This is a genomic window from Streptosporangium sp. NPDC002524, from assembly GCF_040295985.1.
Lineage (GTDB): Bacteria > Actinomycetota > Actinomycetes > Streptosporangiales > Streptosporangiaceae > Streptosporangium.
The window spans coordinates 459,219-484,521 of the sequence record NZ_JBEOWK010000003.1 but is presented as its reverse complement, the minus strand read 5'-3'; the positions used below and the strand labels follow the sequence as shown (position 1 = coordinate 484,521).

Sequence of the window (25,303 nt, the reverse complement as noted above, 5' to 3'; positions counted from 1 at the left end):
GAACCCCTTCCCTGCCGGTCCACGCCGGTGCCCGATCGCCCCATACGAGACCGGGCGATGCGGGAAGGCGGGTCTCGTACGGGAGCGTGGGGACGGCTCGGGGACGGCGAGGCCGTGAGCGCGGGGGGCATGGTGAGGGCGGGGAAAGCGGGAGGGCCCGCCGTGAGGACGAGGGGCACGGGTTCCGATACGGTCGGGGAATCCACGGGCGCGGAGCCGCCGAGCGTCGTGCTCGTGCGGCGGCCGTGTCCGTGCGTTCGTACGGAGGAAGGGCCGCGGAGACGGCCACGAGGGCCGAGGCGGCCAGGAGCGGTTCCGGAGGGGGCGCATGACGGACCTGCTGGAGGAGACGGACGAGACGGGCGACGAGCGGGTGGACGCCGCGCTGGGCGGGCTGACCCGTCTCGGCGCCCTGCCCGTCTCGGCGCACGCGGACGTCTTCGAGGAGGTGTTCGGCGGGCTGGAGCGGGCGCTCGCCTCGGTGAACGACGCCTCGGGGCGGGAGCCCGCCGCGGTCGGCGACACCCCGGGCCGGGCGGCGATCACTCCGGCGCACGATGCGCCGGGACAGGGTTCGCCGAGCCAGGGCCAGGGCCAGGGGCAGGGGCCGGGGGCGGGGTCAGGGCCGGTTCCGACGCCCGGTGTCTCAAGGCAGGGGGCGGGCCCGAGGCCAGGGCCGAGACCGGGGCCGGCGTACGACGTCTCGGGGCGGCTGTCGGCTCTGGCGGACGGTGTTTCCAGAGCGGGCGGTGTTTCCGGATTGGACGGTGTCTCCGGACTGGACGGCCGTCCGGGACAGGGGACGGCACGCGGTGTCTCCGGGCGGGAACAGGGGCCGGAACCGGTGGACGGCGTCCAGGACGGGCGCCCGTGAGCCGGCGGACACGCCTCGACAGCGAGCTCGTCCGCCGGAAACTGGCGCGGTCCCGGGAGCAGGCGGCCCAGCTCATCGAGGCCGGCCGGGTCAGCGTCGGCGGCCAGGTGGCAGCCAAGCCCGCGACCCAGGTCGACACGGCCTCGGCGATCGTGGTCGCGGAGGCGGCCGAGGGGCCCGACTACGTCTCGCGGGGCGCGCACAAGCTCCTCGGCGCGCTGGAGGCCTTCGGCCCCCTCGGCCTCACCGTCGAGGGGCGTCGCTGCCTGGACGCGGGCGCCTCGACCGGGGGCTTCACCGACGTGCTGCTGCGCGCCGGAGCGGCCCACGTGCTGGCCGTCGACGTCGGGTACGGCCAGCTCGCGTGGTCGCTGCGGACCGACGACAGGGTCACGGTCATGGAACGGGTCAACGTCAGGGACCTGAAACCCGACATGGTCGGCGAGGCCCCCACCCTGATCGTCGGTGATCTCTCCTTCATCTCCCTGCGTCTGGTGCTGCCGGCCCTGGCCCTGTGCGCCGCCGGGCGGGCCGACTTCGCGATGCTGGTCAAACCCCAGTTCGAGGTCGGCAGGGAGCGGGTCGGCGCGGGCGGGGTCGTCCGCGACCCGGAGCTTCGCGCCGGGGCCGTGCGGGACGTGGCCGGGGCCGCGCGAACCCTCGGACTGAGCGTGCGAGGGGTCACCGCGAGCCCGCTGCCGGGCCCGTCGGGCAACGTCGAGTACGTCATCTGGCTGGGCAAGGGAGAGGGCGCTCCGCCGGTCCCCGACCTTGACGCGGAGATCGAACGGGCGGTGGCGGAAGGCCCCCGGTAGGTCCGAAGGCCCCGGTAGGTCCGGCAGGCCCCGGTAGGTCCGGCAGGCCCCCGGCAGGTCCGCAGGTCCGTCACCGGGGACTCCGAGACTCCGAGACCCCGGGACCCCGGGACCCCGGGACCCTGCAGACTCTGTAGACCCTGGACTCTGTAGACCCTGGACTCTGTAGACCACACCCCCTGGAGATCCCCGCAATTCTCCGGAACCCTCCGGACCCCCGAAATCCCCCTGCGAAGGGGATTCACACGATCATCGATGAGAGTTCCCGATCCACCGCCGGTCGCCCGCGTCGCCCGCCAGGAGAAATCCCTTGAGGTCCTACACCAGCTCCACAGGCGTTTCACCTCCCCGCAGGTCCGGCGGGGGCATCGCCGGGCACACTCGTAGTGGCCCGGTCGTCGCCATCGCCGGGCACGGTACCGAAACGCGCGGCGCCGCGCCGCGTCTCCTTCCCCGCCTCGGGGCGAGGGTCTCCACGCTCAAGGAGAGTCGATGACTGCCAAGCGCACCGTGCTGGTCACCGCGCACACCGGGCGGGAGGCGGCCGTCGACAGCGCCCGGATGGTGATCCAGCGGTTCGTGGACGCCGGGCTGAACGTACGCGTCCTCAGCGCCGAGGCCGACGAGATCGCCTGCGCCGGGGCCGACGTGGTGCCCGCGGGTTCGGCGGCGGTCGACGCCGCCGAGATGATGATCGTGCTCGGCGGCGACGGCAGCCTCCTGAGGGCCGCCGAGCTCGCCCGCCCGGCGGGGGTGCCGCTGCTGGGGGTGAACCTCGGCCACGTGGGCTTCCTGGCCGAGGCCGAGGTGGAGGACCTGGCGGACGCGGTCGACAGCGTGGTGGACGGCCGCTACGACGTCGAGGAGCGGATGACCATCGAGGTCACCGCCCGCCTCAACGGCAAGCTGCTGGCCGACAGCTGGGCGCTGAACGAGGCCACCGTCGAGAAGAGCGAGCGGATGCTGGAGGTGGTCGCCGAGATCGACGGCCGCCCGCTGTCGCGCTGGGGGTGCGACGGGGTGATCTGCGCCACGCCGACCGGTTCGACCGCGTATGCCTTCTCCGCCGGAGGCCCGGTCGTGTGGCCCGAGGTGGAGGCCCTGCTGCTGGTGCCCATCAGCGCCCACGCCCTGTTCGCCCGGCCTCTGGTGGTCTCCCCCCGCTCCAAGCTGGCGCTGGAGATCCAGACGGAGACGGCGGGCGCGGTGCTGTGGTGCGACGGCCGCCGCAGGTTCGACCTGCCCGCCGGGGCGAGGGTGGAGCTCAGGCGGGCCGAGCTGCCGGTACGGCTGGCGAGGCTGCACGGCCTGGAGGACACCGGGGCGCCGTTCACCGACAGGCTGGTCGCCAAGTTCGATCTCCCTGTACAGGGGTGGCGTGGCCGTGTGAGGCCCTAGTTCGTCCGGGCGGGCGACGCCTCGAGCGCGTAGGATCGTGCCCGCGCACCGCACTGATGTTCGGTGAATTCGATGTGACGGGAGGGACCAGTGCGACCTAGAGTCGAGGAGGTCCGCATCCAGGGGCTCGGCGTGATCGACGAGGCCGTCCTGGTGCTGGCGCCGGGATTCACCGTGGTCACGGGCGAGACGGGCGCGGGTAAGACCATGGTGGTGACCGGTCTGGGGCTGCTGTTCGGCGGCCGGGCCGACCCCGCCCGGGTCCGCCCCGGCTCCGGCAAGACCACCATCGAGGGCACGCTGGTCGTCGACCCCGCGGGACGGGTCGCCCAGCAGGTGCAGGACGTGGGCGGCGTGGTCGAGGACGGCGAGCTGATCATCTCGCGGACGGTCTCCGTCGAGGGGCGCAGCCGCGCCTGGCTGGGGGGCCGCACCGTCCCCGTCGGCACCCTCACCTACCTGGCCGAGGACCTGGTGGCCGTGCACGGCCAGATGGACCAGCAGCGGCTGCTGCAGCCGGGCCGCCAGCGGGCCGCCCTCGACCGCTACGCCGGTGAGGAGCTGGTCAAGCCGCTGCGGGCCTACGAGCAGGCCTACAAGCGGCACAGGAAGGCCGCGGAGCAGCTGGCCGAGCTGACCACCAGGGCCAGGGAGCGCGCCCAGGAGGCCGACCAGCTCAGGTTCGGGCTCGGCGAGGTCGAGAAGGCCGACCCCAAGGCCGGCGAGGAGATCGAGCTGCGCGAGGAGGAGGAGCGGCTCTCCCACGCCGACTCCCTCAGGGGCGCGGCGGAGACGGCGCACCGGGCGCTGCTCGGCGACCCGCTGTCCGGCGAGCAGGCCATGCCGGACGCCATCGCGCTCGTCGGCGAGGCCCGTACGGCCGTCGAGGCGGTGCGCGACTTCGACCCCACGCTCGCCGGGATCGCCGACCGGCTCGCGGAGGCGGGCTATCTGATCTCCGACGTCGCCACCGAGCTGGCCGCGTACTTCGAGTCGGTCGACGCCGACCCGGGCAGGCTCGCGGTCGTGCAGGAGCGGCGGGCCGTGCTCACCCACGTCATCCGCAGGTACGGCCAGGACACCGCGGAGGTGATCGCCTGGGCCGCGCGGGCCGCCGCCCGGGTGGCGGAGCTCGACGGCGACGACGACCGCATCGGCGAGCTCACCCGCGAGCACGAGGAGCTCACCGAGCTCCTCACCGAGCTGGCCGCCGAGCTGACCCGGGTCAGGACGGCGGCCGCGGAGCGGTTCGGGCAGGCCGTGACCGAGGAGCTCACCGCGCTGGCCATGCCGCACGCCAGGGTGGTGGTCACCATCGCCGCCGCCCCCGAGTTCGGCCCGCAGGGCGTCGACGAGGTCGAGCTGCGCATGGCGCCGCACCCGGCCTCGCCGCTGCTGCCGCTGAACAAGGGCGCCTCCGGCGGTGAGCTGAGCCGGGTGATGCTCGCCATCGAGGTGGTGTTCGCCGGGGCCGACCCGGTCCCGACGTTCGTCTTCGACGAGGTCGACGCGGGCGTGGGCGGCAAGGCCGCGGTGGAGATCGGCCGCAGGCTGGCGCGGCTGGCCCGCACCTCCCAGGTGATCGTCGTCACCCACCTCCCGCAGGTCGCGGCCTTCGCCGACCAGCATCTCGTCGTGGAGAAGGCCGACGACGGGAGCGTGGTGCGCAGCGGCGTGATCGCCCTCGACAAGGACGGCCGGGCCCGGGAGCTCTCCCGCATGCTCGCCGGGCTCGAGGACTCCGAGCTGGGCCGCGCGCACGCCGAGGAGCTGCTGTCGATCGCCGCCGCCGACAAGGCGTGAGCGAGCGGGCCGCCGACGAGGCGTGACCGGGCGGGCCGCCGACGAAGCGGGACGGGGCGTGATCGGGCAGGCCGCCGACGAGGCGGGACGAGCCGTGACGGGGCGGCGGAAACGGCTCGAACGAGCCGGATAACGAAGTGACGGGGCATGTGACGGGTTGAGAGAGTAATTCGGATGTTCCGGGGGAGCAGGGGCCGGGGGTTTCGGGTGACGGATCTGACACGCTGCCGGCTGTTTGGCTCTCCCGGTCGTTCCCTCTGGCAGGATGGTCGTGATGAAGGTGCCGATTGACGGGCTGAAAGACAGGCTCACCGGGTACCTCCGCCGCAGGAAGGTCACCGACCTTCCCGGGGTGACGGCAGTGGCGAGAATCGATCGGCGGACCAAGAGGCTGACCAAGCGCCTCAGGGCCGGGGAAATCGCGATTATCGATCACGTTGACGTTGACCGGGTGAGCGCGGAGGCGCTTGTCGCGTGCGGCGCGGCGGGTGTCGTCAACATCGCCTCCGGCATCAGCGGCCGCTACCCCAACCTGGGCCCGCAGATCATCGTCGACGCCGGGGTGCCGTTCGTCGACAACGCCACCCCCGAGCTGTTCGAGCGGATCAAGGACGGCGACCTGGTCAGGCTGTACGAGGGCGTCATCCACCTCGACGACGAGGTGGTCGGCAAGGGCGACGTGCAGACGTCCGAGTCCGTCGAGGCCGCGATGAGCGAGGCGCGGGCCGGGCTGACCGTGCAGATCGAGGCGTTCGCGGCCAACACCATGGAGTACGTCCGCCGCGAGCGCGACCTCCTCATCGACGGGATCGGCGTCCCCGACGTCCGGACCGTCATGGAGGGCAGGCACGTCCTCATCGTGGTGCGCGGTTACCACTACAAGGAGGACATCGCCGCCCTCCGCCCCTACATCCGCGAGTACCGCCCGGTCATGATCGGCGTGGACGGCGGCGCGGACGCGCTGCTGGAGGCCGGATACCTGCCCGACATCATCGTCGGGGACTTCGACTCGGTCTCCACCAAGGCGCTCACCACCGGTGCCGAGCTGGTCGTGCACGCCTACCGCGACGGCAGGGCGCCGGGCCTGGAGCGGGTCCAGCAGCTGGGCCGCACCGCGGTGCTCTTCCCGGCGATCGGCACCAGCGAGGACATCGCGATGCTGCTCGCCGACGACAAGGGCGCCGATCTCATCGTCGCCGTCGGCACCCACGCGACCCTGGTGGAGTTCCTCGACAAGGGCCGCTCCGGCATGGCCAGCACCTTCCTCACCCGCCTGCGGGTGGGCAGCAAGCTCGTCGACGCGAAAGGCGTCAGCCGGCTCTACCGCAGCCGGATCTCCACACCGTCCCTGCTCCTGCTCGTCGCCACCACGCTGATCACCATGGGGGTGGCGATCGTCGTCTCCCCGGTGGGCAAGATCTGGCTGGACAGCATGCGCGACGTCTGGAGCGGCTTCATCTTCTGGCTGGTCGGACTCTTCTCGTGATCGATTTCCGCTATCACCTCGTCTCCATCGTCGCGATCTTCCTCGCGCTGTCGGTGGGCATCGTGCTGGGCACCACCCTGCTCGAGGACCCCGTCATCAAGGCGAGCGAGCTGGCCGTCAACCAGTTCCGCGAGGGCAACAGCGAGCTCCGCGACCAGGTGGAGGCCCTGCAGAAGCGCGAGGCCGCCAACGACGCCTTCGTGACCGCCGACACCCCTCGGCTGGTCAGGGACGCGCTCGCCGGCGAGAGCATCGTGATCGTCGAGGCCCCGGGCAGCACGGCGAGCGTGCGCGAGGCGGCGCAGCAGGTGATCGAGGAGGCCGGGGCGACCGTGACCGGCCGGATCACCCTCACCGAGCGATACGCCGACCCCGCCCAGGAGGGCTTCGTCGACAAGCTGGCCGTCGCCGCCAAGGCTCCCGAGACGGTCTTCTCCGTCGAGGACACGGCGTACGACAAGGCGGCCGAGGTGCTCGCCGGGGCGATCCTGACCAGTGACGCCAGCCAGGTGGGCAAGGAGCACCCGGCCGGGGCCGGCATCCTCGACGCCTTCCAGCGCGGCGGCCTGCTCACCGTCACCGGCGAGCCCGTCAAGCGCGCGGAGGCGGCCCTGGTGATCGTCCCGGCGGAGGCGTACACCGGGGAGACCGCGGCCGGGCAGGCGGGCGCGCTCGTGACGCTGGCGGTCGGCCTGGACGACGCGGGCCAGGGCACCGTGCTGGCCGGTACGCAGACCTCGGCCGCGACCGGCGGGGTCATCGCCGCGCTCCGCGAGGACACGGCCCTCACCGAGAAGGTCTCCAGCGTCGACACCGCCGATATGCCCGCGGGACGGGTCGTGGTGGTCTACGCTCTCCGAGAGCAACTCACCGGGCTGGCCGGCCAGTACGGCATCGGCCCCGGCGTCTCCGGCATCGAGCCCAGCGCGACGCCGACCCCCACGGCAGCCCCCTCGGCCGCCACGGCCACCTCCGGAGGATGACCCGATGGCTCGTCGCGCTTTTCCCCGCGCCCTCGCGGGTGCCCTCGCCGGCGCGTTCCTCGGCGCGGCCGCCGCGCGTGCCGCGTACACCGCCTTCACCCGCAGGCCCCCGGTCGGCGACGCGGAGACCTGGACGAGGACGAACCACCGGGGCGAGCCGATCACCCTGCTGGAGGGCCCGGCCTTAGTCGCCGGTGCCGGGGCCGCCGCGGCCGTGGTCCCGGGGCTGCCCGGCGGGGTCCGGGTGGCGGCGCTGCTGGCGGTGGCGGGCGGCGGCGGCCTCGGAGCCTACGACGACCTGTACGGCGCGACCTCGTCCAAGGGGTTCAGGGGGCATCTGAGCGCCCTGGCCAAGGGTGAGGTCACCAGCGGGGCCGTGAAGATCCTCGGCATCGGCGCGACCGGTCTCGCCGCCGCCGCCGTCACCTCCCGCGACCCCTTCGACGTGGTCGTCAACGGCGGGCTGATCGCCGGGAGCGCCAACCTGGCCAACCTCTTCGACCTGCGGCCGGGCCGCGCCGTGAAGGTGGGCCTGCTCGCCGGGGCGCCCCTGCTCGCCGCGGGGCTGCTCAAGAAGGACCCCGTCCCGGCCACCCTGGCCGCGCTCCCCATGGGGGCCGCCGCCGCGCTGCTGCCCGAGGACCTCGGCGAGCGGGCGATGCTCGGTGACGCGGGGGCCAACGCGCTGGGCGCGCTCCTCGGCCTGGCCGCCGCCGTCACGCTGGGCCGTCCCGGGCGGCTCGCCGTGCTCGGCACCGTGGTCGCGCTGACCGCCGCCTCGGAGAAGGTCAGCTTCACCAAGGTGATCGCGGGCAACCCCCTCCTGCACCGCGTCGACATGCTCGGCCGTCGCCCTGTGGAGCAGGCACCCACCCCCCGATGAGCACGAGGATCGCGCGGGGGGTCGCGGGAGCGGCACTCCTCATCGGAGTCGTGACCGTCCTGGCCAGGCTCGTCGGGTTCGGCCGCTATCTCGTCCAGTCGCAGAGCGTCGGCAACAGCTGCCTGGGCACCGCCTACAACACCGCCAACTACGTGCCCAACATCGTCTTCGAGCTGGTCGCGGGCGGGGTGCTGGCCGGGATGGTGGTGCCGGTGCTCGCCTCGGCGGCCTCCAGGTCCGGCGACGACCCCGAGGCGAGGGCGGAGGTGAGCAGGACCACCTCGGCGCTGCTCACCTGGGCGATGCTCGTCCTGGTGCCGCTGACGCTGCTCATCGTCGCGTTCGCCGGGCCGATCGTCGCGCTGCTCATGGGTGATCCGCACGGGTGCGGCGTGGCCGGCGTCGTCGAGGCCGGTACCGGCATGCTCGTCGTCTTCGCCCCTCGGATGATCTTCTTCGGGCTCGCCGTGGTGCTGTACGGGGTGCTCCAGGCCCACCGGCGCTTCATGGGCCCGGCCCTCGCGCCGCTGGTCTCCAGCCTGCTCATCGTCGCCTCCAACCTGCTGTTCGAGGCGGTCAACGAGGAGGCCGCCGACGACCTCTCGCGGCTCAGCGGCGCCGGGGAGCTGTCGCTCTCCCTCGGCGCGACCGTCGCCGCCGCCGCGATGGTGCTCACCGTCGCCGGCCCGGTCTCCCGGCTCGGGCTCCGGCTGCGGCCCACGCTGACGTTCCCGCCGGGCGTCGCGGCCAAGGCGCGCAGGCTCGCCACCGCCGGTCTCGCCGTGCTGGTCGCGCAGCAGGTCGCGCTGATCGTCGTGATCCGCCTCGCCAACGGCCTGGGCGGCGAGGGCGCGATCGCCGCCTACACCTACGCCTGGGCGCTGTACCAGCTGCCGTACGCGGTGCTCGTGATGCCGATCGCCACCAGCTCGTTCCCGGTGCTGTCCACCCGGGCGGCCGAGGGCGACACGCCGGGCTTCGACGCCCTGACCGCCTCCACCACCCGGGCCGTGCTGCTGGTGACGGGGCTCGCGGCCGGGGTGATGGCGGCGGTCGCCGTACCGGTGTCAAGGGTGTTCCTCAACGGGACCGCGGGGGGTGACCCCGCCGAGATGGCCAGGGGCGTCGCGCTGTTCGCGCCGGGCCTGGTCGGGTACGCGCTCATGCTGCACCTCGCCCGCATCCTGTACGCCTGCGGCCGGGGCCGGTCGGCGGCCGCCGCCTCGGTGACCGGATGGGCCGTCGCGCTGCTGGCCCAGGTCGTGCTCGCCCACACCGCGGGGGATCCGGCCGAGGTGGTCGGGCGGATCGCGCTGGGCAGCACCGTCGGCATGACCGTCGGCGGGGTGCTTCTCACCGTCGCGGTGCTCCGGGCCAGGGCGGCGGCCGCGCTGGCGGGGACGCCGCGCACCCTCCTGGCGACCCTGGCCGGCGGCGTCGCGGCCTGGGGCGCGGGGCTGGCCCTGGTCGGCGCCTTCGGCGCGGTGGCCACGTGGGCGTCCGTGGCGGTCGGGCTGGCCGCGGGCGCGGCCGGGGTGGCCGTGTTCGCGACCGTGGTGCTGATGATCGACAGGGAGGACGCCCAGGCGCTGCTGGCAAGGCTTCGCCGGGGTCCCGCGAGGGAGGAGGGTCGTTCCGATGGCTGATCAGGGCAGGCGCGTGGCGCTCGTGCTGGGGACGAGCGCGGGAGGGGTCGGCCGGCACGTGGCCATGCTGGCCGGGGGGCTGGTGCGCGGCGGCCACCGGGTGGTCGTGGCGGGCCCGCCGAGCACGGAGCGCGCCTTCGGCTTCGCCGCCCTCGGCGCGCGCTTCGCGCCCGTGCCGATCTCCGACCGGCCCCGCCCGCTCGCCGACCTGCGGGCGGTCCTGACGCTCCGGACGCTGCGCGGGGCGCACGTCGTGCACGCCCACGGCCTGCGGGCCGGGGCCCTGGCGGCGATCGCGCTGGCCGGGACCGGGACCGGCCTGGTGGTGACCCTGCACAACGCGGCCACCGCGGGAGGTGCCGTCGGCGCCGTATATGGCCTCCTGGAACGGATCGTGGCCCGCCGCGCCGACCGGATCCTGGTCGTCTCCCCCGACCTGGGGGAGCGGATGACCCGCCTGGGGGCCCGGCGGGTCGAGGCCGCCGTCGTTCCCGCGCCCTCGCTGCCCCCGTCGGGACGCGAGCCCGGCGACGTGCGGCGGGAGCTCGGCACGGGCGATCGGGTGATCTTCCTGACGGTCGCGAGGCTCGCCCAGCAGAAGGGACTGGAGACCCTGCTCGACGTCGCCAAGGCCCTGCGGGGGACTCGCGACGGGGCCCCGGGACCTGCGGGATCCGCGCGTGGCCGGGAGCCGGGGGAGCGGGCGCCCGGGGCGGTGTTCCTGGTGGCGGGGGAGGGGCCGTTGCGGGGGGAGTTGCGGGAGCGGATCGACCGGGAGGACCTGCCGGTGCGGCTGCTCGGCAACCGTTCCGACGTGGGGGACCTGCTCGCGGTGGCGAGGGCGCTGGTGGTGCCGAGCCGCTGGGAGGGGCAGCCGCTCACCGTGCAGGAGGCCCTGCGGGCGGGCACGGCGGTCGTCGCCACCGCCGTGGGAGGCATCCCGGCGATGGTGGGCGAGGCCGGGCTGCTGGTGCCGTACGGGGACATCGGGGCGATGCGCGACGCGGTCGCGAGGGTGCTCGCCGACGACGGGCTCGCCGGGGAGCTGGCCGAAGCCGCGGCGCGGCGGGGCCGGGGGCTGCCGGGCGAGCCGGAGGCGCTCGAGGCGGTGCTCGCGGTCTACGCGGGGCTTTCCTGAGCGGGTCCGCCGTTTTCCGAGCGGGCGCACCGTTCTCCGGGGAGGCCCGCCGTTTCCCGGGTGGGTCCACCGTTTGCGAGGGCGCCCGCCGCTTATGAGGGGCCCGCCGTTCGCGAGGGCGCCCGCCGCTTACGAGGGCGCCTGCCGCTTACGAGGGCGCCTGCCGTTTGCGAGGGCGCCTGCCGGGCTTTCCCGAGGGGGTCACCGTTTTCCGAGGGGGCCGGCCGGGCTTTCCCGGGGGATGCGCCGTTTGCGAGGGAGCCGGCCGGGCTTCTCCAAGGGGGCATACCAGGTTTTTCCGAGCTGGCTTGACGGGCTTTCCCGGAGAGCCCCGGCGGTGCCGCGGGCTTCCGGGAGGCCCGGAGGGCGCGAAGGGGCCGGTGGCGGGCGGTTTCCGAACCGGGGGAACAAGCGGAGTCGTCGCGATGTTGGATTAGGCGCCGCCATGCCGGACGCCTATACTGGCGTGGTTAGGGGGGGAGTATCCCTTCGCGGCAGTCTCGTCATCACGGTGTTGCCTCGCTCCACGAGGCCCCCGGGGCTGTCGGTCCGCGTTGTCGACCAGCTTCACGTCGACCATGCTTCACGCGGGCGGGAGAGACCTCCGGCAGTCTGTCGTGCGCGCCGCCGGAGGTTTATCAGTTGTGAATGTTCCTGTCTGGGTATGGTTCGCCGTCATCGGCGGACTCCTGGTCGTCCTCGCCTTCGATCTTTGGGTCGTCGATCGAGGCGAGGCCCGGGAGTTCTCCCTCAAGCAGGCCGGATTCTGGGTCGGCTTCTACGTCACCCTCGCCGTGCTCTTCGGCATCGGGCTGTGGGTCCTCGCCGGCCCCACCCCCGCGGGCCAGTTCATCGCCGGATATCTCACCGAGTACAGCCTGAGTATCGACAATCTCTTCGTCTTCTACATCATCATGACCCGCTTCGCGGTGCCGAAGGTGCACCAGCACAAGGTGCTGCTGATCGGCATCCTGATGGCGCTGGTCATGCGCGGCATCTTCATCGCGATCGGCGCCGCGGCCCTCGCCAACTTCGGCTGGCTGTTCTACGTCTTCGGCCTGTTCCTCATCTACACGGCCGTCCAGCTCGTCCGCCAGTTCGGCAAGGAGGAGCACATCGAGGAGAACGCGGTGCTGCGCTGGGCGCGGCGGGTGCTGCCGCACACCGACGACTACGTGGGCTCCAAGATCATCGTAAAGGTCGACGGCAAGCGCCTGGTCACCCCGCTGCTGATCGTCATGATCGCCATCGGCACCACCGACCTGCTGTTCGCGCTCGACTCGATCCCGGCCATCTTCGGCCTGACCACCGACGCCTTCATCGTCTTCACCGCGAACGCGTTCGCCCTGATGGGCCTGCGCCAGCTCTACTTCCTGCTGGGCGGTCTGCTCCAGAGGCTGGTCTACCTCAGCTTCGGTCTTGCGTTCATCCTCGGTTTCATCGGGGTTAAGCTGATCCTCGAGGCTCTGCACTCCAGCGGTGTCTCCTGGGCCCCCGCGGTGCCGATCTGGTTGTCGCTGACGGTCATCGTCGTCACGATGATCGTCACCACCGTGGTCAGCTTGATCAAGGCCCGGCGTGACATGCGCGCGGGCAAGGAAAACACCACCCCGGCGAGTGTCGAGCAGGGCTAGCGAATCGGCGTGTGAGGCGCTTTGCTTGTCTCATTGCGCCTTATAAGGGCTGAGAGATGGGTAACATCCTGCCCCAGAGCGGGTAGACATACCGGTCTAATGCCGCAAGACATCACAAAGGTTCCCTGTGTCCCACGATTCAGCAAGCCACAGGCCAGGCCCGCTGGGCCTGGCACGTGGCGTCTCCCCGTGGTTGCTCCCGACCGTGGCCGCCGCCGCCGTGACCTCCCTGCTCAGCCGCCGTGACCGGCGCTGGGCACTGGCGGCGGTCCCGCTGACCGCGCTCACCGGCGGGATGCTCTGGTTCTTCCGCGATCCAGATCGCACTCCGGGCACCGGGCGGATCCTGTCGCCCGCGGACGGCGTGGTGCAGAGCATCGACCCGTGGCCGGACGGCCGCACCCGGGTCGCGATCTTCATGAGCCCGCTCGACGTGCACGTCAACCGGGCGCCGATCGCCGGTACGGTCACCTCGATGGAGCACGTCTCCGGCGGCTACCTGCCCGCGTTCAACAAGGACAGCGACACCAACGAGCGGGTCGTCTGGCACCTGGACACCGCGCTCGGCGACCTCGAGCTCGTCCAGATCGCCGGCGCGGTCGCGCGCCGCATCGTGCCCTACGTGGCCGAGGGTACGAAGGTCGCCAGGGCCGAGCGGATCGGCCTGATCAGGCTCGGCTCGCGGGTCGACGTCTACCTTCCCGAGGGGATCGCCCCGGCCGTCTCCGTGGGCCAGAAGACGGTCGCGGGGGTGACGGGTCTTGACCACGGCTGACGCGAGCTGGCCGATGGACGAGACGGACGACGAGCCACGAGGACCCGTGGGCAAGGCGTTCCGCCTGTCGGCCGCGGACTCCCTCTCCCTCGGCAACGCCCTCTGCGGCTTCCTCGCGGTCTGCGTGCTCGCCTGGTCGGCCATCAGCGCGCTGCAGCAGGACAAGCCCTTCGCGGCCGACCCTCGCTTCTTCGGCACCGCGGTGGTGCTCCTGCTGATCGGCGCCACCTGCGACCTGTTCGACGGCCTGGTGGCCCGCAAGTTCCGTGCCTCGGCCATGGGCGCCGAGCTGGACAACCTCGCCGACGTGATCAGCTTCGGCTTCGCGCCCGCCTTCATGGTGGTCATCTGGGCGGGGTTCAACCAGCAGATCCCCTTTCTGCTGGTGATGGCCGCGGCGTCGTCCGTGCTGCTGGCCGGGGTCGTCCGGCTCGCGCGCTTCGCCTGCGTGAAGACCAAGAGCGGCGACTTCATGGGGCTGCCCATCCCGATGGGCGCGATGACCGTGGTCTCGATCGTGCTGCTGTTCCCCCCGTCGATCTGGACGATCCTGCCCGTCTTCGGGGTGGCGTACCTCATGGTGAGCCGGATCGAGTACCCCAAGCCCAAGGGCAACCTGGCGGCCGCCGTGCTCGCCTGGATGATGATCAACGTCGCCTGCCTCACCATCTGGGTGGCGGGCCTGGCCGGCGGCGACACGCTGATCAAGGTCGGGGCGGTCATGCAGATGACGATCGTGGCGGCCATCCCGCTGCGGGTCCTGATGTTCAAGCGGGAGAAGCGCAAGGAGCAGCGCAGGACGTCCGCCGGGGTCGGCTGACCGCCCGGGGCGCGCTCGCGCCGGTTTCCCCGGTTTTCCCGATTTCCCCGGTTTTCCCAAGGGCATGGCGGATGGTCGTATGTACGCCATGCCCGGATCCGTTCTCGTCCCGGAATGCCGCGGCACGCTTCCCATGTCCGGCGTGGCTGCGTTCAATTGCCTCATGGCAGCTGAGCCGCATGAGCACACCCGCACCTATTTCCTCGGCATCCTCGCCCGCGAGTTGGAGCTGAGGGGCATGAGCGTGACGCTCAGGCGGAGCCCGCCGGCGCTGCGGGTGAGCGATCCCGAGGCGGCGATGTTCAACGAGACCCTCGACTGCGTCCCGCTGGCCGAGGGCTGGTTCTACCGCTGGTCCTGGGGTGACCTGGTCGAGCGGGTGGAGGATCCGGCCAAGGCCGCCGACCGGATCCTCCGGGTCTTCGGAGGCTGACACCCGCCTTTCACGCGCCCGCGCGGCTCGCGTACCAGGGGCCGGGCGCGAACGGTGTGCCCGAGCGCCTTTCACGCGCCCGCGCGGCCCGCGTCCTGGATCTTCCCAGACGGTACGGCGGGGGACCGGCCGCCCGGCCGTCTCGTCAGGGGCGGTGCGACCCGCGCGGCGGGGGATCACCGGCCGTACCCGCCGTACCGTCCGGGCGGGGGGTCACCAGCCGCGTTCGCGCCACTCGGGCAGCGAGGGGCGCTCGGCGCCGAGCGTGGTGTCCTTGCCGTGGCCCGGATAGACCCAGGTGTCGTCCGGCAGCCGGTCGAAGATCCGCTCCGACACGTCGGCGAAGAGCTGGGCGAACCGCTCGGGGTCCTTGTTGGTGTTGCCGACGCCGCCGGGGAAGAGCGAGTCGCCGGTGAACAGGTGGCCCGGGTGGTACAGGGCGATCGAGCCGGGGGTGTGCCCGCGCAGGTGGATCACCTCCAGGCTGACCACGCCGACGGTGATCCCGTCGCCGTGCCCGACCTCCAGGTCCACCGGCACCGGCAGGGCGCCCGCGTCGAGCGGGTGGGCGATCACCGAGGCGCCGGTCGCCCTGGCGACCTCCTCCAGGGCCTGCCAGTGGTCGCCGTGCTGGTGGGTGGTGACGATCTTGCTGATCGGCCGGTCGCCGATGAGTTCGAGCAGCCGGTCGGGCTCGGCGGCCGCGTCGACGAGCGCGCCGTCGCCGGTCTGGGTGCAGCGGATCAGATAGGCGTTGTTGTCGAACGGGCCGACGGCCAGCTTGGCGATCGTCAGGGCGGGCAGCTCACGCAGGTCGGCGGGGCCGCCGACCTGAACATCACCGGTGTACGTCACGGATTCTCCTCGGACGGGGTCGCGGGAGGGTGAGGCGGTGCGCGCCCCGCCCTCGTACCCCTCATCATTCCGCCCGGCGGGCGGGCCGGGGCATAAGAGGGGGTGTTCACATCGTTGAAACCGTGGGCCACCTGCCAGGTCTGGGCGAAGGCCGTAGTCTGGGAAGGACGGGAAAACGACTCCGGACGCCGGTCCGGAAAATTGTCGGCCCCTCTCGCTAGTCTTCCCGCGACTACTTCCAACCCTCTATCAACGACGTCGGGACTGCTGTGGCTGACCGCCTCATCGTGCGTGGTGCACGTGAACACAACCTCAAGGACGTCTCGCTGGAGCTGCCGCGAGACTCTCTGATCGTCTTCACCGGACTGTCGGGTTCGGGCAAGTCCAGCCTGGCCTTCGACACGATCTTCGCCGAAGGTCAGCGCCGGTACGTCGAATCGCTGTCGGCGTACGCGCGGCAGTTCCTCGGGCAGATGGACAAGCCCGACGTCGACTTCATCGAGGGGCTCTCGCCCGCGGTGTCGATCGACCAGAAGTCGACGAGCCGCAACCCCCGTTCCACCGTCGGCACGATCACCGAGGTGTACGACTACCTGCGCCTGCTCTGGGCGCGGATCGGCAAGCCGCACTGCCCGCAGTGCGGGCGGGCGATCGCCAGGCAGAGTCCCGAGCAGATCGTCGACCGGGTGATGGAGCTGGAGGAGGGCACCCGCTTCCAGGTGCTCGCCCCGGTGGTCCGCGGCCGCAAGGGCGAGTACGCCGAGCTGTTCGCCCAGCTCCAGGCGAAGGGCTTCGCCCGCGCCCGCGTCGACGGCACCGTGGTCCGGCTGGACGAGCCGCCGACGCTGAAGAAGCAGGAGAAGCACGACATCGAGGTGATCGTCGACCGCCTGGCCGTGAAGGAGGGCGCGAGCAGCCGTCTCACCGGCTCGGTGGAGACCGCCCTGGGCCTGTCGGGCGGGACGATCACCCTGGAGTTCGTCGACCTGCCCGAGGACGACCCCAACCGCGAGCGCTTCTACTCCGAGCACCTCCACTGCCCCTACGACGACCTGTCGTTCGAGGAGCTGGAGCCCCGCTCGTTCTCGTTCAACTCGCCCTTCGGCGCCTGCCCGGAGTGCACGGGCCTGGGCGTCCGGATGGAGGTCGACCCCGACCTGGTCGTGCCCGACCCGGAGCGGCCGCTGGGCGAGGGCGCCCTGTCCCCGTGGGCCGGCGGCCACACCAGCGACTACTTCGTGCGCCTGGTCGAGGCGCTCGGCCTGACCATGGGGTTCGGGCTCGACACCCCGTGGGAGCGGCTCCCCAAGAAGGCGCAGAAGGCCCTGCTGTACGGCCACGACGAGCAGGTCCACGTCCGCTACAGCAACCGCTACGGCCGCCAGCGCTCCTACTACACCACCTTCGAGGGGGTCATCCCCTGGGTGCAGCGCCGCCACGGCGAGTCCGACAGCGACGGCATGCGCGAGAAGTACGAAGGCTACATGCGGGAGATCCCGTGCCCGGCCTGCGAGGGGGCGAGGCTCAAGCCGGTCTCGCTCGCCGTCACGGTCGACGACCGCTCGATCGCCGAGGTCTCGTCGATGTCGATCGGCGACTGCGCGGCGTTCCTGGCGGGGCTGAAGCTGTCCGAGCGCGACATGCAGATCGCCGAGCGGGTGGTCAAGGAGATCAACGCCCGGATGGGCTTCCTGCTCGACGTGGGTCTCGACTACCTGACCATGGACCGGGCCTCCGGCACCCTCGCCGGTGGCGAGGCGCAGCGCATCCGGCTCGCCACCCAGATCGGCTCGGGCCTGGTCGGGGTGCTGTACGTGCTGGACGAGCCCTCGATCGGCCTGCACCAGCGCGACAACCAGCGGCTGCTGGAGACGCTGATCAGGCTGCGCGACATGGGCAACACGCTCATCGTGGTCGAGCACGACGAGGACACCATCGCCGCCGCCGACTGGGTGGTCGACATCGGCCCCGGGGCGGGCGAGCACGGCGGCCAGGTCGTCGTCTCCGGCACCGTGGCCGACCTGCTCGCCTCCGAAGACTCGATGACCGGCGCCTACCTGTCCGGCCGCAAGACGATCGCGATCCCCGCGGCGCGTCGCAAGCGCGACAGGAAGCGGCAGATCACCGTGAAGGGCGCCCGCGAGCACAACCTCAAGGGCGTCGACGTGGAGTTCCCGCTGGGGCTGCTGACCGCGGTCACCGGGGTCTCGGGGTCGGGCAAGTCCACCCTGGTCAACGACATCCTCTACAACGCGCTGGCCAAGGAGCTGAACGGGGCGCGCACCGTCCCCGGCCGCCACGCGCGGGTCAACGGGATGGACCTGGTCGACAAGGTCGTGCACGTCGACCAGTCGGCGATCGGCCGCACCCCCCGGTCCAACCCGGCGACCTACACCGGCGTCTTCGACAAGGTCCGCGACCTGTTCGCGCAGACCACCGAGGCCAAGGTCCGGGGTTACCAGAAGGGCCGGTTCAGCTTCAACGTCAAGGGCGGCCGGTGTGAGGCCTGCTCGGGAGACGGCACCCTCAAGATCGAGATGAACTTCCTGCCGGACGTCTACGTGCCCTGCGAGGTCTGCCACGGGGCCCGTTACAACCGGGAGACCCTGGAGGTCCACTACAAGGGCAAGACGATCTCCGAGGTGCTCGACATGCCGATCGAGGAGGCGCTCGGCTTCTTCGACTCCATCCCGGCGATCAAGCGCTACCTGAAGACGCTGAACGACGTCGGCCTCGGCTACGTCAGGCTCGGCCAGCCCGCCACGACCCTGTCCGGCGGCGAGGCCCAGCGCGTCAAGCTCGCCTCCGAGCTGCAGCGCCGCTCCACCGGCCGGACGATCTACGTGCTCGACGAGCCCACCACCGGCCTGCACTTCGAGGACATCCGCAGGCTGCTGGGGGTCCTGGGCAAGCTCGTCGACGGCGGCAACACGGTCATCGTCATCGAGCACAACCTCGACGTGATCAAGACCGCCGACTGGCTGATCGACATGGGCCCCGAGGGCGGCTCCCGGGGCGGCAGCGTGCTCGCCGTCGGCACGCCCGAGGAGGTCGCGCTGGTCGACGAGAGCCACACCGGCCGCTTCCTGCGCAAGATCCTCGGCAGCTGAGGGCCGGGTCCGGGACCGGGCTCCCCCGTCAATACCCTTGACGCGGAAGCCCGGTTCCGGGCTGGGACGACGTCGGGGGAAGGGCCGGGATGAGCACGCAGGAGGCCTCCATTACGCCCGCGCGCAGGCAGGTGATCGCCGCCGCGGGGGCCGTGGCGTGCGGGGCGGCGCTGGCCGGGTGCGGGGGCGGGGAGTCCGCCGCCGCCGCTGTGCCGCCGGGGATCAAGGGGAAGGTCGTCGCGCGGACCGCCGACGTGCCGGTGGGCGGCGGCAAGGTGATCGCCAAGTGGAAGATCGTGATCACCCAGCCGTCCCCGGGGGTGTTCCGGGCGTTCTCGGCGAGCTGCCCGCACCGGGGGTGCGCGGTCGGGAGGGTCGGGGACGGCGTCATCCGCTGCCCCTGCCACGGCAGCGAGTTCGCCGCCGACTCCGGCAAATGCCTCAAGGGTCCGGCGGAGGCGCCGCTGGTCCGGTACGCGCTGAGGGTCGAGGGCGACGGGATCGTCATGGTCTGACGGGTTCGTGCCGCCTCCCTCTTCAAGGAGGCCAGGGACGCAGCCTCGCCGGGCTCGAAGCCCGCGGCGAGGGTTTCCAGGGGGATTCTCCGGATGGCCCGGAAAGAGGGCCGAGGTGGTAATTCTTCACAGTCTCCTGACATGACGTACGGCATGCTGAACCGTCATCGGGGTGCCAGCCGTACCTGAAGATGATGATCCTGGAGGATATTCATGACTGAGACGACGCGTCGTACGGTGATATTGAGCGCGGGCGGGGCCGGGATGGCCGCGGTCCTGACCGCGTGCGCGGGGTACGGGGAGCCCGCGGCGGACGGCGGGGACACGTCCTCGACCGCCTCCTCGCAGGCGCCGGAGGCGGCCGAGACGACCGCGGGCGCCGAGGGGGGCGACTCCGGGGCGAAGGCCCTGGCCAAGACCGCGGACATCCCCGAGGGGGGCGGCAAGGTCTTCAAGGACGAGAAGATCGTGGTCGTCCAGCCGGCCGCGGGCGAGTTCAAGGCGTTCAGCTCCGTCTGCACCCACCAGGGGTGCGACGTCGACAAGATCGCGGACGGCACCATCGACTGCCCGTGCCACGGCAGCAAGTTCAAGATCACCGACGGTTCCGTGGCGAACGGCCCGGCCACCGAGCCGCTGGAGGAGAAGTCGATCAAGGTGGACGGCGACTCCATCGTCCTCGCCTGAACCCGGCCGCGGGCCCGCCGCCGGGAGGAACGTCCCGGCGGGGGGCCGGGTGCCCCCCGGCGGCTCTCGTACGGCCCGGATCACCTCGCGACCTCCCCTCGGCCGGCCCATGAGGCCGTGACCCGGTCCCCGAGCGGAGGGCCGGGCCACCGGGCCGTGTCCCGGCCGGCCCTCCTCGCGGACCGCGGGGAGGCCGCGAGGGGAGCCGGGCGAAGGCCGCGCGAGCCGGACCGGAAGGCCGTGAGAAAGACCTGGCCGGAGGGGCGTGCGGCATCCGGGCGGGAAAGTCCCGGAGGCCGTGAGAAGGACCGATCCGGAAGGGCGCGGAGGGTCTGGCCGGAAGGTCGTGTGGAGAGCCGGGAGGGAAGGTCCCGGGGCCCGGCCGGAGGCCGCGAGAAGGATCGGGCCGGAAGGGCGCGGAGGGTCTGGCCGGAAGATCGTGCGGAGAGCCGGGAGGGAAGGTCGGCGGGAAATCTGTAAGGAAACCTGTCGGTCGGGGCCGATAGGCTTTCCGTGTGGCGAGATCTGTGGGTGGTCCGGTGAGTTTCCGGCCGAAGCCGGGGTCCATCCCCGAGTCCCCGGGCGTCTACCGGTTCAAGGACGCCGAGGGCCGGGTCATCTACGTCGGCAAGGCCAAGAGCCTGCGCCAGCGGCTCAACTCCTACTTCGCCGACTTCGCGGGCCTGCACCCGCGCACCCAGACCATGCTCACGACGGCCGTGGGCGTCGACTGGACGGTCGTCGGCACCGAGGTCGAGGCGCTCCAGCTCGAATACTCCTGGATCAAGGAGTACGACCCCCGGTTCAACGTCAAATACCGCGACGACAAGTCCTACCCCTACCTCGCGGTCACCATGGGGGAGGAGTTCCCCCGGGTCCAGGTGCTGCGCGGCGCCAAGCGCAAGGGCATCCGCTACTTCGGCCCCTACTCCCACGCCTGGGCGATCAGGGAGACCGTCGACCTGCTGCTGCGGGTCTTCCCGATCAGGAGCTGCTCGGGCGGGGTGTTCAAGCGGGCCGCGCAGATCGGCCGCCCCTGCCTGCTGGGCTACATCGACAAGTGCTCCGCCCCCTGCGTGAGCCGGGTCACCGCCGAGGAGCACCGGGCGCTGGCCGACGACTTCTGCGAGTTCATGGCCGGCAACACCGGCCGGTTCGTCAGGCGGCTGGAGCGCGAGATGCGCGAGGCCGCCGTCGCGCAGGAGTACGAACGGGCCGCCAGGCTGCGCGACGACATCCAGGCGCTGCAGCGGGCGATGGAGAAGCAGGCCGTGGTCCTCGGCGACAACACCGACTGCGACGTGATCGCCCTGGCGGAGGATCCGCTGGAGGCCGCCGTCCAGGTGTTCTACGTCCGCAGCGGGCGGATCAGGGGCCAGCGCGGCTGGGTGGTCGACAAGGTCGAGGAGGTCGCGCCGGGCGAGCTGGTCGAGCAGTTCCTCCTGCAGATGTACGGCGACGCCGCCGCCGAGGCGCTGCCCAGGGAGGTGCTGGTGCCCGTCCTGCCCCCCGACGCCGAGGCGGTCACCGAGCTGCTCGGCGAGCACCGCGGGGCACGGGTGGAGATCAGGGTCCCCCAGCGCGGCGACAAGAGGTCGCTGATGGAGACCGTCGAGCGCAACGCCGTAGAGTCCCTGAAGCAGCACAAGCTGAGGCGGGCCAGCGACCTGACCGCGCGGAGCAGGGCGCTGCAGGAGGTCGCCGACGCCCTCGACCTCGACCAGGTGCCGCTGCGCATCGAGTGCTACGACGTCTCCCACATCCAGGGCACCGACGTGGTCGCCTCCATGGTGGTGTTCGAGGACGGCCTGGCCCGCAAGAGCGAGTACCGCAGGTTCTCCGTGCGCTCCACCGAGGGCGACGTCGCCTCGATATACGAGGTGATCTCCCGCCGGTTCAAGCGCTACCTGGAGGAGCGCTCCACCGTCGGGGAGCTCGACGCGGCCCCCGAGACCGATCCGGCCGGCCCAGCTGATCCGGCCGACTCGGCCGACCCGGCCGATCCAGGCGGTTCGTCCGGTTCGGCCGGTTCATCCGGAGAGGCCGGCGGAGGACCGGAGGATCTGCGGACGCCGGGCATCGACCCCGAGACCGGCAGGCCGCGCAAGTTCGCCTACCCGCCCAACCTCGTCGTCGTCGACGGCGGTCCCGCGCAGGCCGCGGCGGCCCGCAGGGCGCTCGACGAGCTGGGCGTGGACGACGTGGCGGTGTGCGGCCTGGCCAAGCGGCTGGAGGAGGTCTGGCTGCCCGGCGAGGACCTGCCGGTGATCCTCGCCCGTTCCAGCGAGGCCCTTTACCTTCTCCAGCGGGTGCGCGACGAGGCTCACCGCTTCGCCATCACCTACCATCGATCCAAACGGTCGAAGAGCGTCAAGGAAAGCGCTCTGGACGAGGTCCCCGGTCTCGGCCCGGCTCGCAGGCAGGCGTTGATCAAGCATTTCGGATCGGTGAAGCGGCTGCGGGAGGCGACTGCGGCACAGATCTGCGAGGTTCCCGGGATCGGCCCCTCGACGGCCGAGACGATCGTGTCGGCCTTGAAGGGGCAGAACCCATGAGCGACGAAAGAGAGCCCGCGTTCGTTCTCGTCACCGGAATGTCGGGGGCGGGGCGGAGCACCGCCGCCAAGGCCCTGGAGGACCTGGGGTGGTTCGTCATCGACAACCTGCCGCCCGGGTTGCTGTTCGCGATGGCCGAGGAGGCGGGCCGGGTGAAGCTGGCCGCCGACAAGGTGGCCGCGGTGGTCGACGTGCGCAGCCTCGCCTTCACCAGCGACCTCAACAGCGCGATCGAGGAGCTGGAGGGGCGCGGCGTCGCCGTGCGCGTGGTGTTCCTTGAGGCGAGCGACGAGGAGCTGGTCCGCAGGTTCGAGAACGTCCGCCGCCCGCACCCGCTGCAGAGCGACGGCCGCCTGGTCGACGGGATCGCCCGCGAGCGCGGCATCCTGCGCGAGGTCCGGGCCAACGCCGATCTGGTGATCGACACCTCCAACCTCAACGTCCACGAGCTGCGCGGGAAGATCGTCGCCTTCTTCGGCGGCGAGGACCGTCCCGGCCTGCGGGTCAACGTCGTCTCCTTCGGCTACAAGTACGGCCTGCCCGTCGACGCGGACCTCGTCGTCGACTGCCGGTTCCTGCCCAATCCCCACTGGGTCCCCGAACTTCGCCCCATGAACGGACTGGACGCCCCCGTACGGGAGTACGTTCTCAACCAAGCGGGTGCGAAGGAACTCCTCGACGCCTACGAGGAGGTGTTCGCCATCATCGCCTCCGGCTACACCCGCGAGGGCAAGAGCTACGCCACGCTCGCCGTCGGCTGCACCGGCGGCAAGCATCGCAGCGTCGCCATGGCCGAGCAGATCGGTGGCCGGCTCCGCGATAGGGGTGGCATGGAGGTGCAGGTGAGCCATCGGGATGTGGGCCGGGAGTGATTGAGGGTCTCAAGATCGTCGCCCTGGGTGGGGGACACGGGCTGTACGCCTCGCTGTCGGCGTTGCGGAGGGTCACCTCCCGGCTGACGGCGGTGGTCACCGTCGCCGACGACGGAGGGTCGAGCGGCCGTCTCCGCCGGGAGCTCGGCGTGCTTCCCCCGGGAGACCTGAGGATGGCCCTCGCCGCCCTGTGCGGCGACGACGAGTGGGGGCGCACCTGGAGCGAGGTCGTCCAGCACCGCTTCCGCAGCGAGGGCGACCTGCACGGCCACGCGATCGGCAACCTGCTGATCGTGGCGCTGTGGGAGCGGCTCGGCGACACGGTCTCCGGGCTCGACTGGCTCGGGCGGCTGCTCGGCGCGCACGGGCGGGTGCTGCCGATGTCCTCGGTGCCGCTCGACATCGCCGCCGAGGTCGAGCTGGACGGCGAGGTGAGCACGGTACGCGGCCAGGTGGCCTGCGCCCTCACCCCCGGCCGGGTCCGGGCGATCTCGCTGCTGCCCGAGGACCCGCCGGCGTGCCCCGAGGCCGTCCAGGCGGTCCTCGACGCCGACTGGGTGGTGTTCGGCCCCGGTTCCTGGTTCACCAGCGTGCTGCCCCACCTGAAGGTGCCCGAGCTGGCCGAGGCGCTGCACACCACCCGTGCGCGCCGCCTGGTCGCCCTGAACCTCGCCCCGCAGCCGGGGGAGACCGACGGCTTCTCCCCTCAGAAGCACCTGGAGGTGCTGCGCCAGCACGCGCCCTCCCTGGAGATCGACGTCGTCGTGGCCGACACCGGGGTGATCGAGGACCGTGACGAGCTGGAGAAGGCCGCGGCCGACCTCGGCGGGCGGCTCGTGCTCGCCTCCGTGGCGGACGAGGACGGCTCCCCGCGACATGATGCGCAACGTCTTGCCTCCGTCCTGGACGAGATTTTCCGTGAGAAGCGTTGATCCTGGTCAGCGGTGCTCAGGAGTGCGAGAAACTTCTGTGAGCCCGATTTATCTCGGGCCGCATGGGGTCTGTATGGGGGAGGACGAACGCGCATGGCGATGACAGGTGTGGTCAAGGACGAGCTGAGCAGGCTGCCGGTCCTGAAGCCTTGCTGCCGTAAGGCCGAGGTGTCGACGCTGCTGCGGTTCGCGAGCGGGTTGCACCTGGTGAGCGGCCGGATCGTGATCGAGGCCGAGCTTGACACCAACGTCACCGCCCGGCGGCTGATCAAGGACATCGGTGAGGTTTTCGGGCACAAGGCGGAGGTGCTCGTCCTGGCCCCGGCCGGATTGCGCAAGGGTTCCCGTTACCTCGTGCGGGTCTACCGCGACGGGGAGGCGCTCGCCCGCCAGACCGGTCTGATCGACAACCACGGGCGCCCGGTCCGCGGCCTGCCCCGCCAGGTCGTCGCGGGGGCGACCTGCGACGCCGAGGCGGCCTGGCGGGGGGCGTTCCTGGCGCACGGCTCGCTCACCGAGCCGGGGCGTTCGATGTCGCTGGAGGTCACCTGTCCCGGGCCGGAGGCGGCGCTCGCGCTGGTCGGGTCCGCGCGGCGGCTGAAGATCCACGCCAAGGCCCGCGAGGTGCGCGGGGTCGACCGGGTGGTGGTCCGCGACGGCGACGCCATCGGCGCGCTGCTCACCAGGCTGGGCGCCCACGACAGCGTGCTGGCCTGGGAGGAGCGGCGGATGCGCCGCGAGGTCCGCGCGACGGCCAACCGGCTCGCCAACTTCGACGACGCCAACCTGCGCCGTTCGGCCCGCGCCGCGGTCGCGGCGGGGGCGAGGGTCCAGCGGGCCCTGGAGATCCTCGGGGAGGAGGCCCCCGAGCATCTGGTGATCGCCGGCCGCCTGCGGGTGGAGCACAAGCAGGCGTCCCTGGAGGAGCTCGGCCAGCTCGCGGACCCGCCCCTGACCAAGGACGCCATCGCCGGCCGGATCCGCCGCCTGCTGGCCATGGCCGACAAGCGCGCCCAGGACATCGGCATCCCCAACACCGAGGCCAACCTCACCGTCGACATGCTGGCCCCGTAGGTCCCCCGCGGGAAG

The 25,303-nt window shown here is 72.0% G+C and carries 21 protein-coding genes; 20 read left to right on the top strand and 1 reads right to left on the bottom strand.

Features of this window, described 5'->3' with window-relative positions:
- Nucleotides 1–328 precede the first annotated feature (328 nt).
- The 13 genes from ABT053_RS07090 (at nucleotide 329) to ABT053_RS07030 (ending at nucleotide 14,688) form a co-directional block, all read left to right on the top strand.
- Complete coding sequence (locus ABT053_RS07090; RefSeq protein WP_350967956.1) at nucleotides 329–874, top strand: hypothetical protein; 546 nt, start codon at nucleotides 329–331, stop codon at nucleotides 872–874.
- A complete protein-coding gene (locus tag ABT053_RS07085; RefSeq protein ID WP_350967955.1) occupies nucleotides 871–1,689 on the top strand; it encodes a TlyA family RNA methyltransferase in 819 nt (272 codons plus the stop codon). Before ABT053_RS07090 ends, ABT053_RS07085 begins: the two co-directional genes overlap by 4 nt.
- A gap of 492 nt (nucleotides 1,690–2,181) precedes the next feature.
- Nucleotides 2,182–3,087 (top strand): NAD kinase, encoded by a 906-nt coding sequence (locus ABT053_RS07080; protein ID WP_350967954.1) that lies wholly within the window; start codon nucleotides 2,182–2,184, stop codon nucleotides 3,085–3,087.
- Between the two features lie 90 nt (nucleotides 3,088–3,177).
- Nucleotides 3,178–4,890 carry a DNA repair protein RecN gene (gene recN, locus ABT053_RS07075; RefSeq protein WP_350967952.1) on the top strand — a complete coding sequence of 571 codons (1,713 nt, stop codon included), beginning with the start codon at nucleotides 3,178–3,180 and terminating at the stop codon, nucleotides 4,888–4,890.
- 274 nt (nucleotides 4,891–5,164) lie between these two features.
- Nucleotides 5,165–6,376 carry a putative cytokinetic ring protein SteA gene (gene steA, locus ABT053_RS07070; protein ID WP_350967951.1) on the top strand — a complete coding sequence of 404 codons (1,212 nt, stop codon included), beginning with the start codon at nucleotides 5,165–5,167 and terminating at the stop codon, nucleotides 6,374–6,376.
- Entirely contained in the window at nucleotides 6,373–7,359 is a 987-nt protein-coding gene (locus tag ABT053_RS07065; RefSeq protein WP_350967950.1) for a copper transporter, read from the top strand. Before steA ends, ABT053_RS07065 begins: the two co-directional genes overlap by 4 nt.
- A gap of 4 nt (nucleotides 7,360–7,363) precedes the next feature.
- Entirely contained in the window at nucleotides 7,364–8,242 is an 879-nt protein-coding gene (locus ABT053_RS07060) for a hypothetical protein (RefSeq protein ID WP_350967949.1), read from the top strand.
- Entirely contained in the window at nucleotides 8,239–9,888 is a 1,650-nt protein-coding gene (gene murJ / locus ABT053_RS07055) for a murein biosynthesis integral membrane protein MurJ (protein ID WP_350967948.1), read from the top strand. The genes ABT053_RS07060 and murJ overlap by 4 nt, the downstream gene beginning before the upstream one ends.
- Complete coding sequence (locus tag ABT053_RS07050; protein WP_350967947.1) at nucleotides 9,881–11,026, top strand: glycosyltransferase family 4 protein; 1,146 nt, start codon at nucleotides 9,881–9,883, stop codon at nucleotides 11,024–11,026. The genes murJ and ABT053_RS07050 overlap by 8 nt, the downstream gene beginning before the upstream one ends.
- A gap of 644 nt (nucleotides 11,027–11,670) precedes the next feature.
- Nucleotides 11,671–12,660, top strand: a complete 990-nt coding sequence (locus ABT053_RS07045) for a TerC family protein (protein ID WP_350967946.1) — start codon at nucleotides 11,671–11,673, stop codon at nucleotides 12,658–12,660.
- 127 nt (nucleotides 12,661–12,787) lie between these two features.
- Entirely contained in the window at nucleotides 12,788–13,435 is a 648-nt protein-coding gene (locus tag ABT053_RS07040) for a phosphatidylserine decarboxylase (RefSeq protein WP_350967945.1), read from the top strand.
- Entirely contained in the window at nucleotides 13,422–14,255 is an 834-nt protein-coding gene (gene pssA, locus ABT053_RS07035; RefSeq protein ID WP_350967944.1) for a CDP-diacylglycerol--serine O-phosphatidyltransferase, read from the top strand. Before ABT053_RS07040 ends, pssA begins: the two co-directional genes overlap by 14 nt.
- Before the next feature lie 163 nt (nucleotides 14,256–14,418).
- Nucleotides 14,419–14,688, top strand: coding sequence for a hypothetical protein (locus ABT053_RS07030; RefSeq protein WP_344749577.1), 270 nt, complete (start codon nucleotides 14,419–14,421; stop codon nucleotides 14,686–14,688).
- Nucleotides 14,689–14,901: 213 nt separating this feature from the next.
- Here the strand turns inward: ABT053_RS07030 and ABT053_RS07025 are convergent, their stop codons facing one another.
- Nucleotides 14,902–15,543: an MBL fold metallo-hydrolase gene (locus tag ABT053_RS07025; RefSeq protein WP_350967943.1), complete on the bottom strand. Its 642-nt coding sequence runs from the start codon at nucleotides 15,541–15,543 to the stop codon at nucleotides 14,902–14,904.
- A 269-nt stretch (nucleotides 15,544–15,812) separates the two neighbouring features.
- Between ABT053_RS07025 and uvrA the strand changes: the two genes are divergently transcribed.
- The 7 genes from uvrA (at nucleotide 15,813) to whiA (ending at nucleotide 25,288) form a co-directional block, all read left to right on the top strand.
- Nucleotides 15,813–18,653, top strand: a complete 2,841-nt coding sequence (gene uvrA, locus ABT053_RS07020; protein WP_350967942.1) for an excinuclease ABC subunit UvrA — start codon at nucleotides 15,813–15,815, stop codon at nucleotides 18,651–18,653.
- A gap of 89 nt (nucleotides 18,654–18,742) precedes the next feature.
- Nucleotides 18,743–19,168 carry a Rieske (2Fe-2S) protein gene (locus ABT053_RS07015; RefSeq protein ID WP_350967941.1) on the top strand — a complete coding sequence of 142 codons (426 nt, stop codon included), beginning with the start codon at nucleotides 18,743–18,745 and terminating at the stop codon, nucleotides 19,166–19,168.
- Between the two features lie 213 nt (nucleotides 19,169–19,381).
- A complete protein-coding gene (locus tag ABT053_RS07010; protein WP_350967940.1) occupies nucleotides 19,382–19,855 on the top strand; it encodes a Rieske (2Fe-2S) protein in 474 nt (157 codons plus the stop codon).
- 527 nt (nucleotides 19,856–20,382) lie between these two features.
- A complete protein-coding gene (gene uvrC, locus ABT053_RS07005; RefSeq protein ID WP_350967979.1) occupies nucleotides 20,383–22,410 on the top strand; it encodes an excinuclease ABC subunit UvrC in 2,028 nt (675 codons plus the stop codon).
- Entirely contained in the window at nucleotides 22,407–23,282 is an 876-nt protein-coding gene (gene rapZ / locus ABT053_RS07000; protein ID WP_350967939.1) for an RNase adapter RapZ, read from the top strand. Before uvrC ends, rapZ begins: the two co-directional genes overlap by 4 nt.
- Before the next feature lie 14 nt (nucleotides 23,283–23,296).
- Nucleotides 23,297–24,214, top strand: coding sequence for a gluconeogenesis factor YvcK family protein (locus ABT053_RS06995; RefSeq protein ID WP_350967978.1), 918 nt, complete (start codon nucleotides 23,297–23,299; stop codon nucleotides 24,212–24,214).
- 93 nt (nucleotides 24,215–24,307) lie between these two features.
- A complete protein-coding gene (gene whiA / locus ABT053_RS06990; protein WP_329079024.1) occupies nucleotides 24,308–25,288 on the top strand; it encodes a DNA-binding protein WhiA in 981 nt (326 codons plus the stop codon).
- Nucleotides 25,289–25,303: the final 15 nt, after the last annotated feature.

Coding starts and splice junctions, on each gene's coding strand:
- ABT053_RS07090 (WP_350967956.1), top strand. CDS start 329: ATGACGGACCTGCTGGAGGAGACGGACGAGACGGGCGACGAGCGGGTG.
- ABT053_RS07080 (WP_350967954.1), top strand. CDS start 2,182: ATGACTGCCAAGCGCACCGTGCTGGTCACCGCGCACACCGGGCGGGAG.
- steA (WP_350967951.1), top strand. CDS start 5,165: ATGAAGGTGCCGATTGACGGGCTGAAAGACAGGCTCACCGGGTACCTC.
- ABT053_RS07060 (WP_350967949.1), top strand. CDS start 7,364: ATGGCTCGTCGCGCTTTTCCCCGCGCCCTCGCGGGTGCCCTCGCCGGC.
- murJ (WP_350967948.1), top strand. CDS start 8,239: ATGAGCACGAGGATCGCGCGGGGGGTCGCGGGAGCGGCACTCCTCATC.
- ABT053_RS07050 (WP_350967947.1), top strand. CDS start 9,881: ATGGCTGATCAGGGCAGGCGCGTGGCGCTCGTGCTGGGGACGAGCGCG.
- ABT053_RS07030 (WP_344749577.1), top strand. CDS start 14,419: ATGGCAGCTGAGCCGCATGAGCACACCCGCACCTATTTCCTCGGCATC.
- ABT053_RS07015 (WP_350967941.1), top strand. CDS start 18,743: ATGAGCACGCAGGAGGCCTCCATTACGCCCGCGCGCAGGCAGGTGATC.
- ABT053_RS07010 (WP_350967940.1), top strand. CDS start 19,382: ATGACTGAGACGACGCGTCGTACGGTGATATTGAGCGCGGGCGGGGCC.
- rapZ (WP_350967939.1), top strand. CDS start 22,407: ATGAGCGACGAAAGAGAGCCCGCGTTCGTTCTCGTCACCGGAATGTCG.
- whiA (WP_329079024.1), top strand. CDS start 24,308: ATGGCGATGACAGGTGTGGTCAAGGACGAGCTGAGCAGGCTGCCGGTC.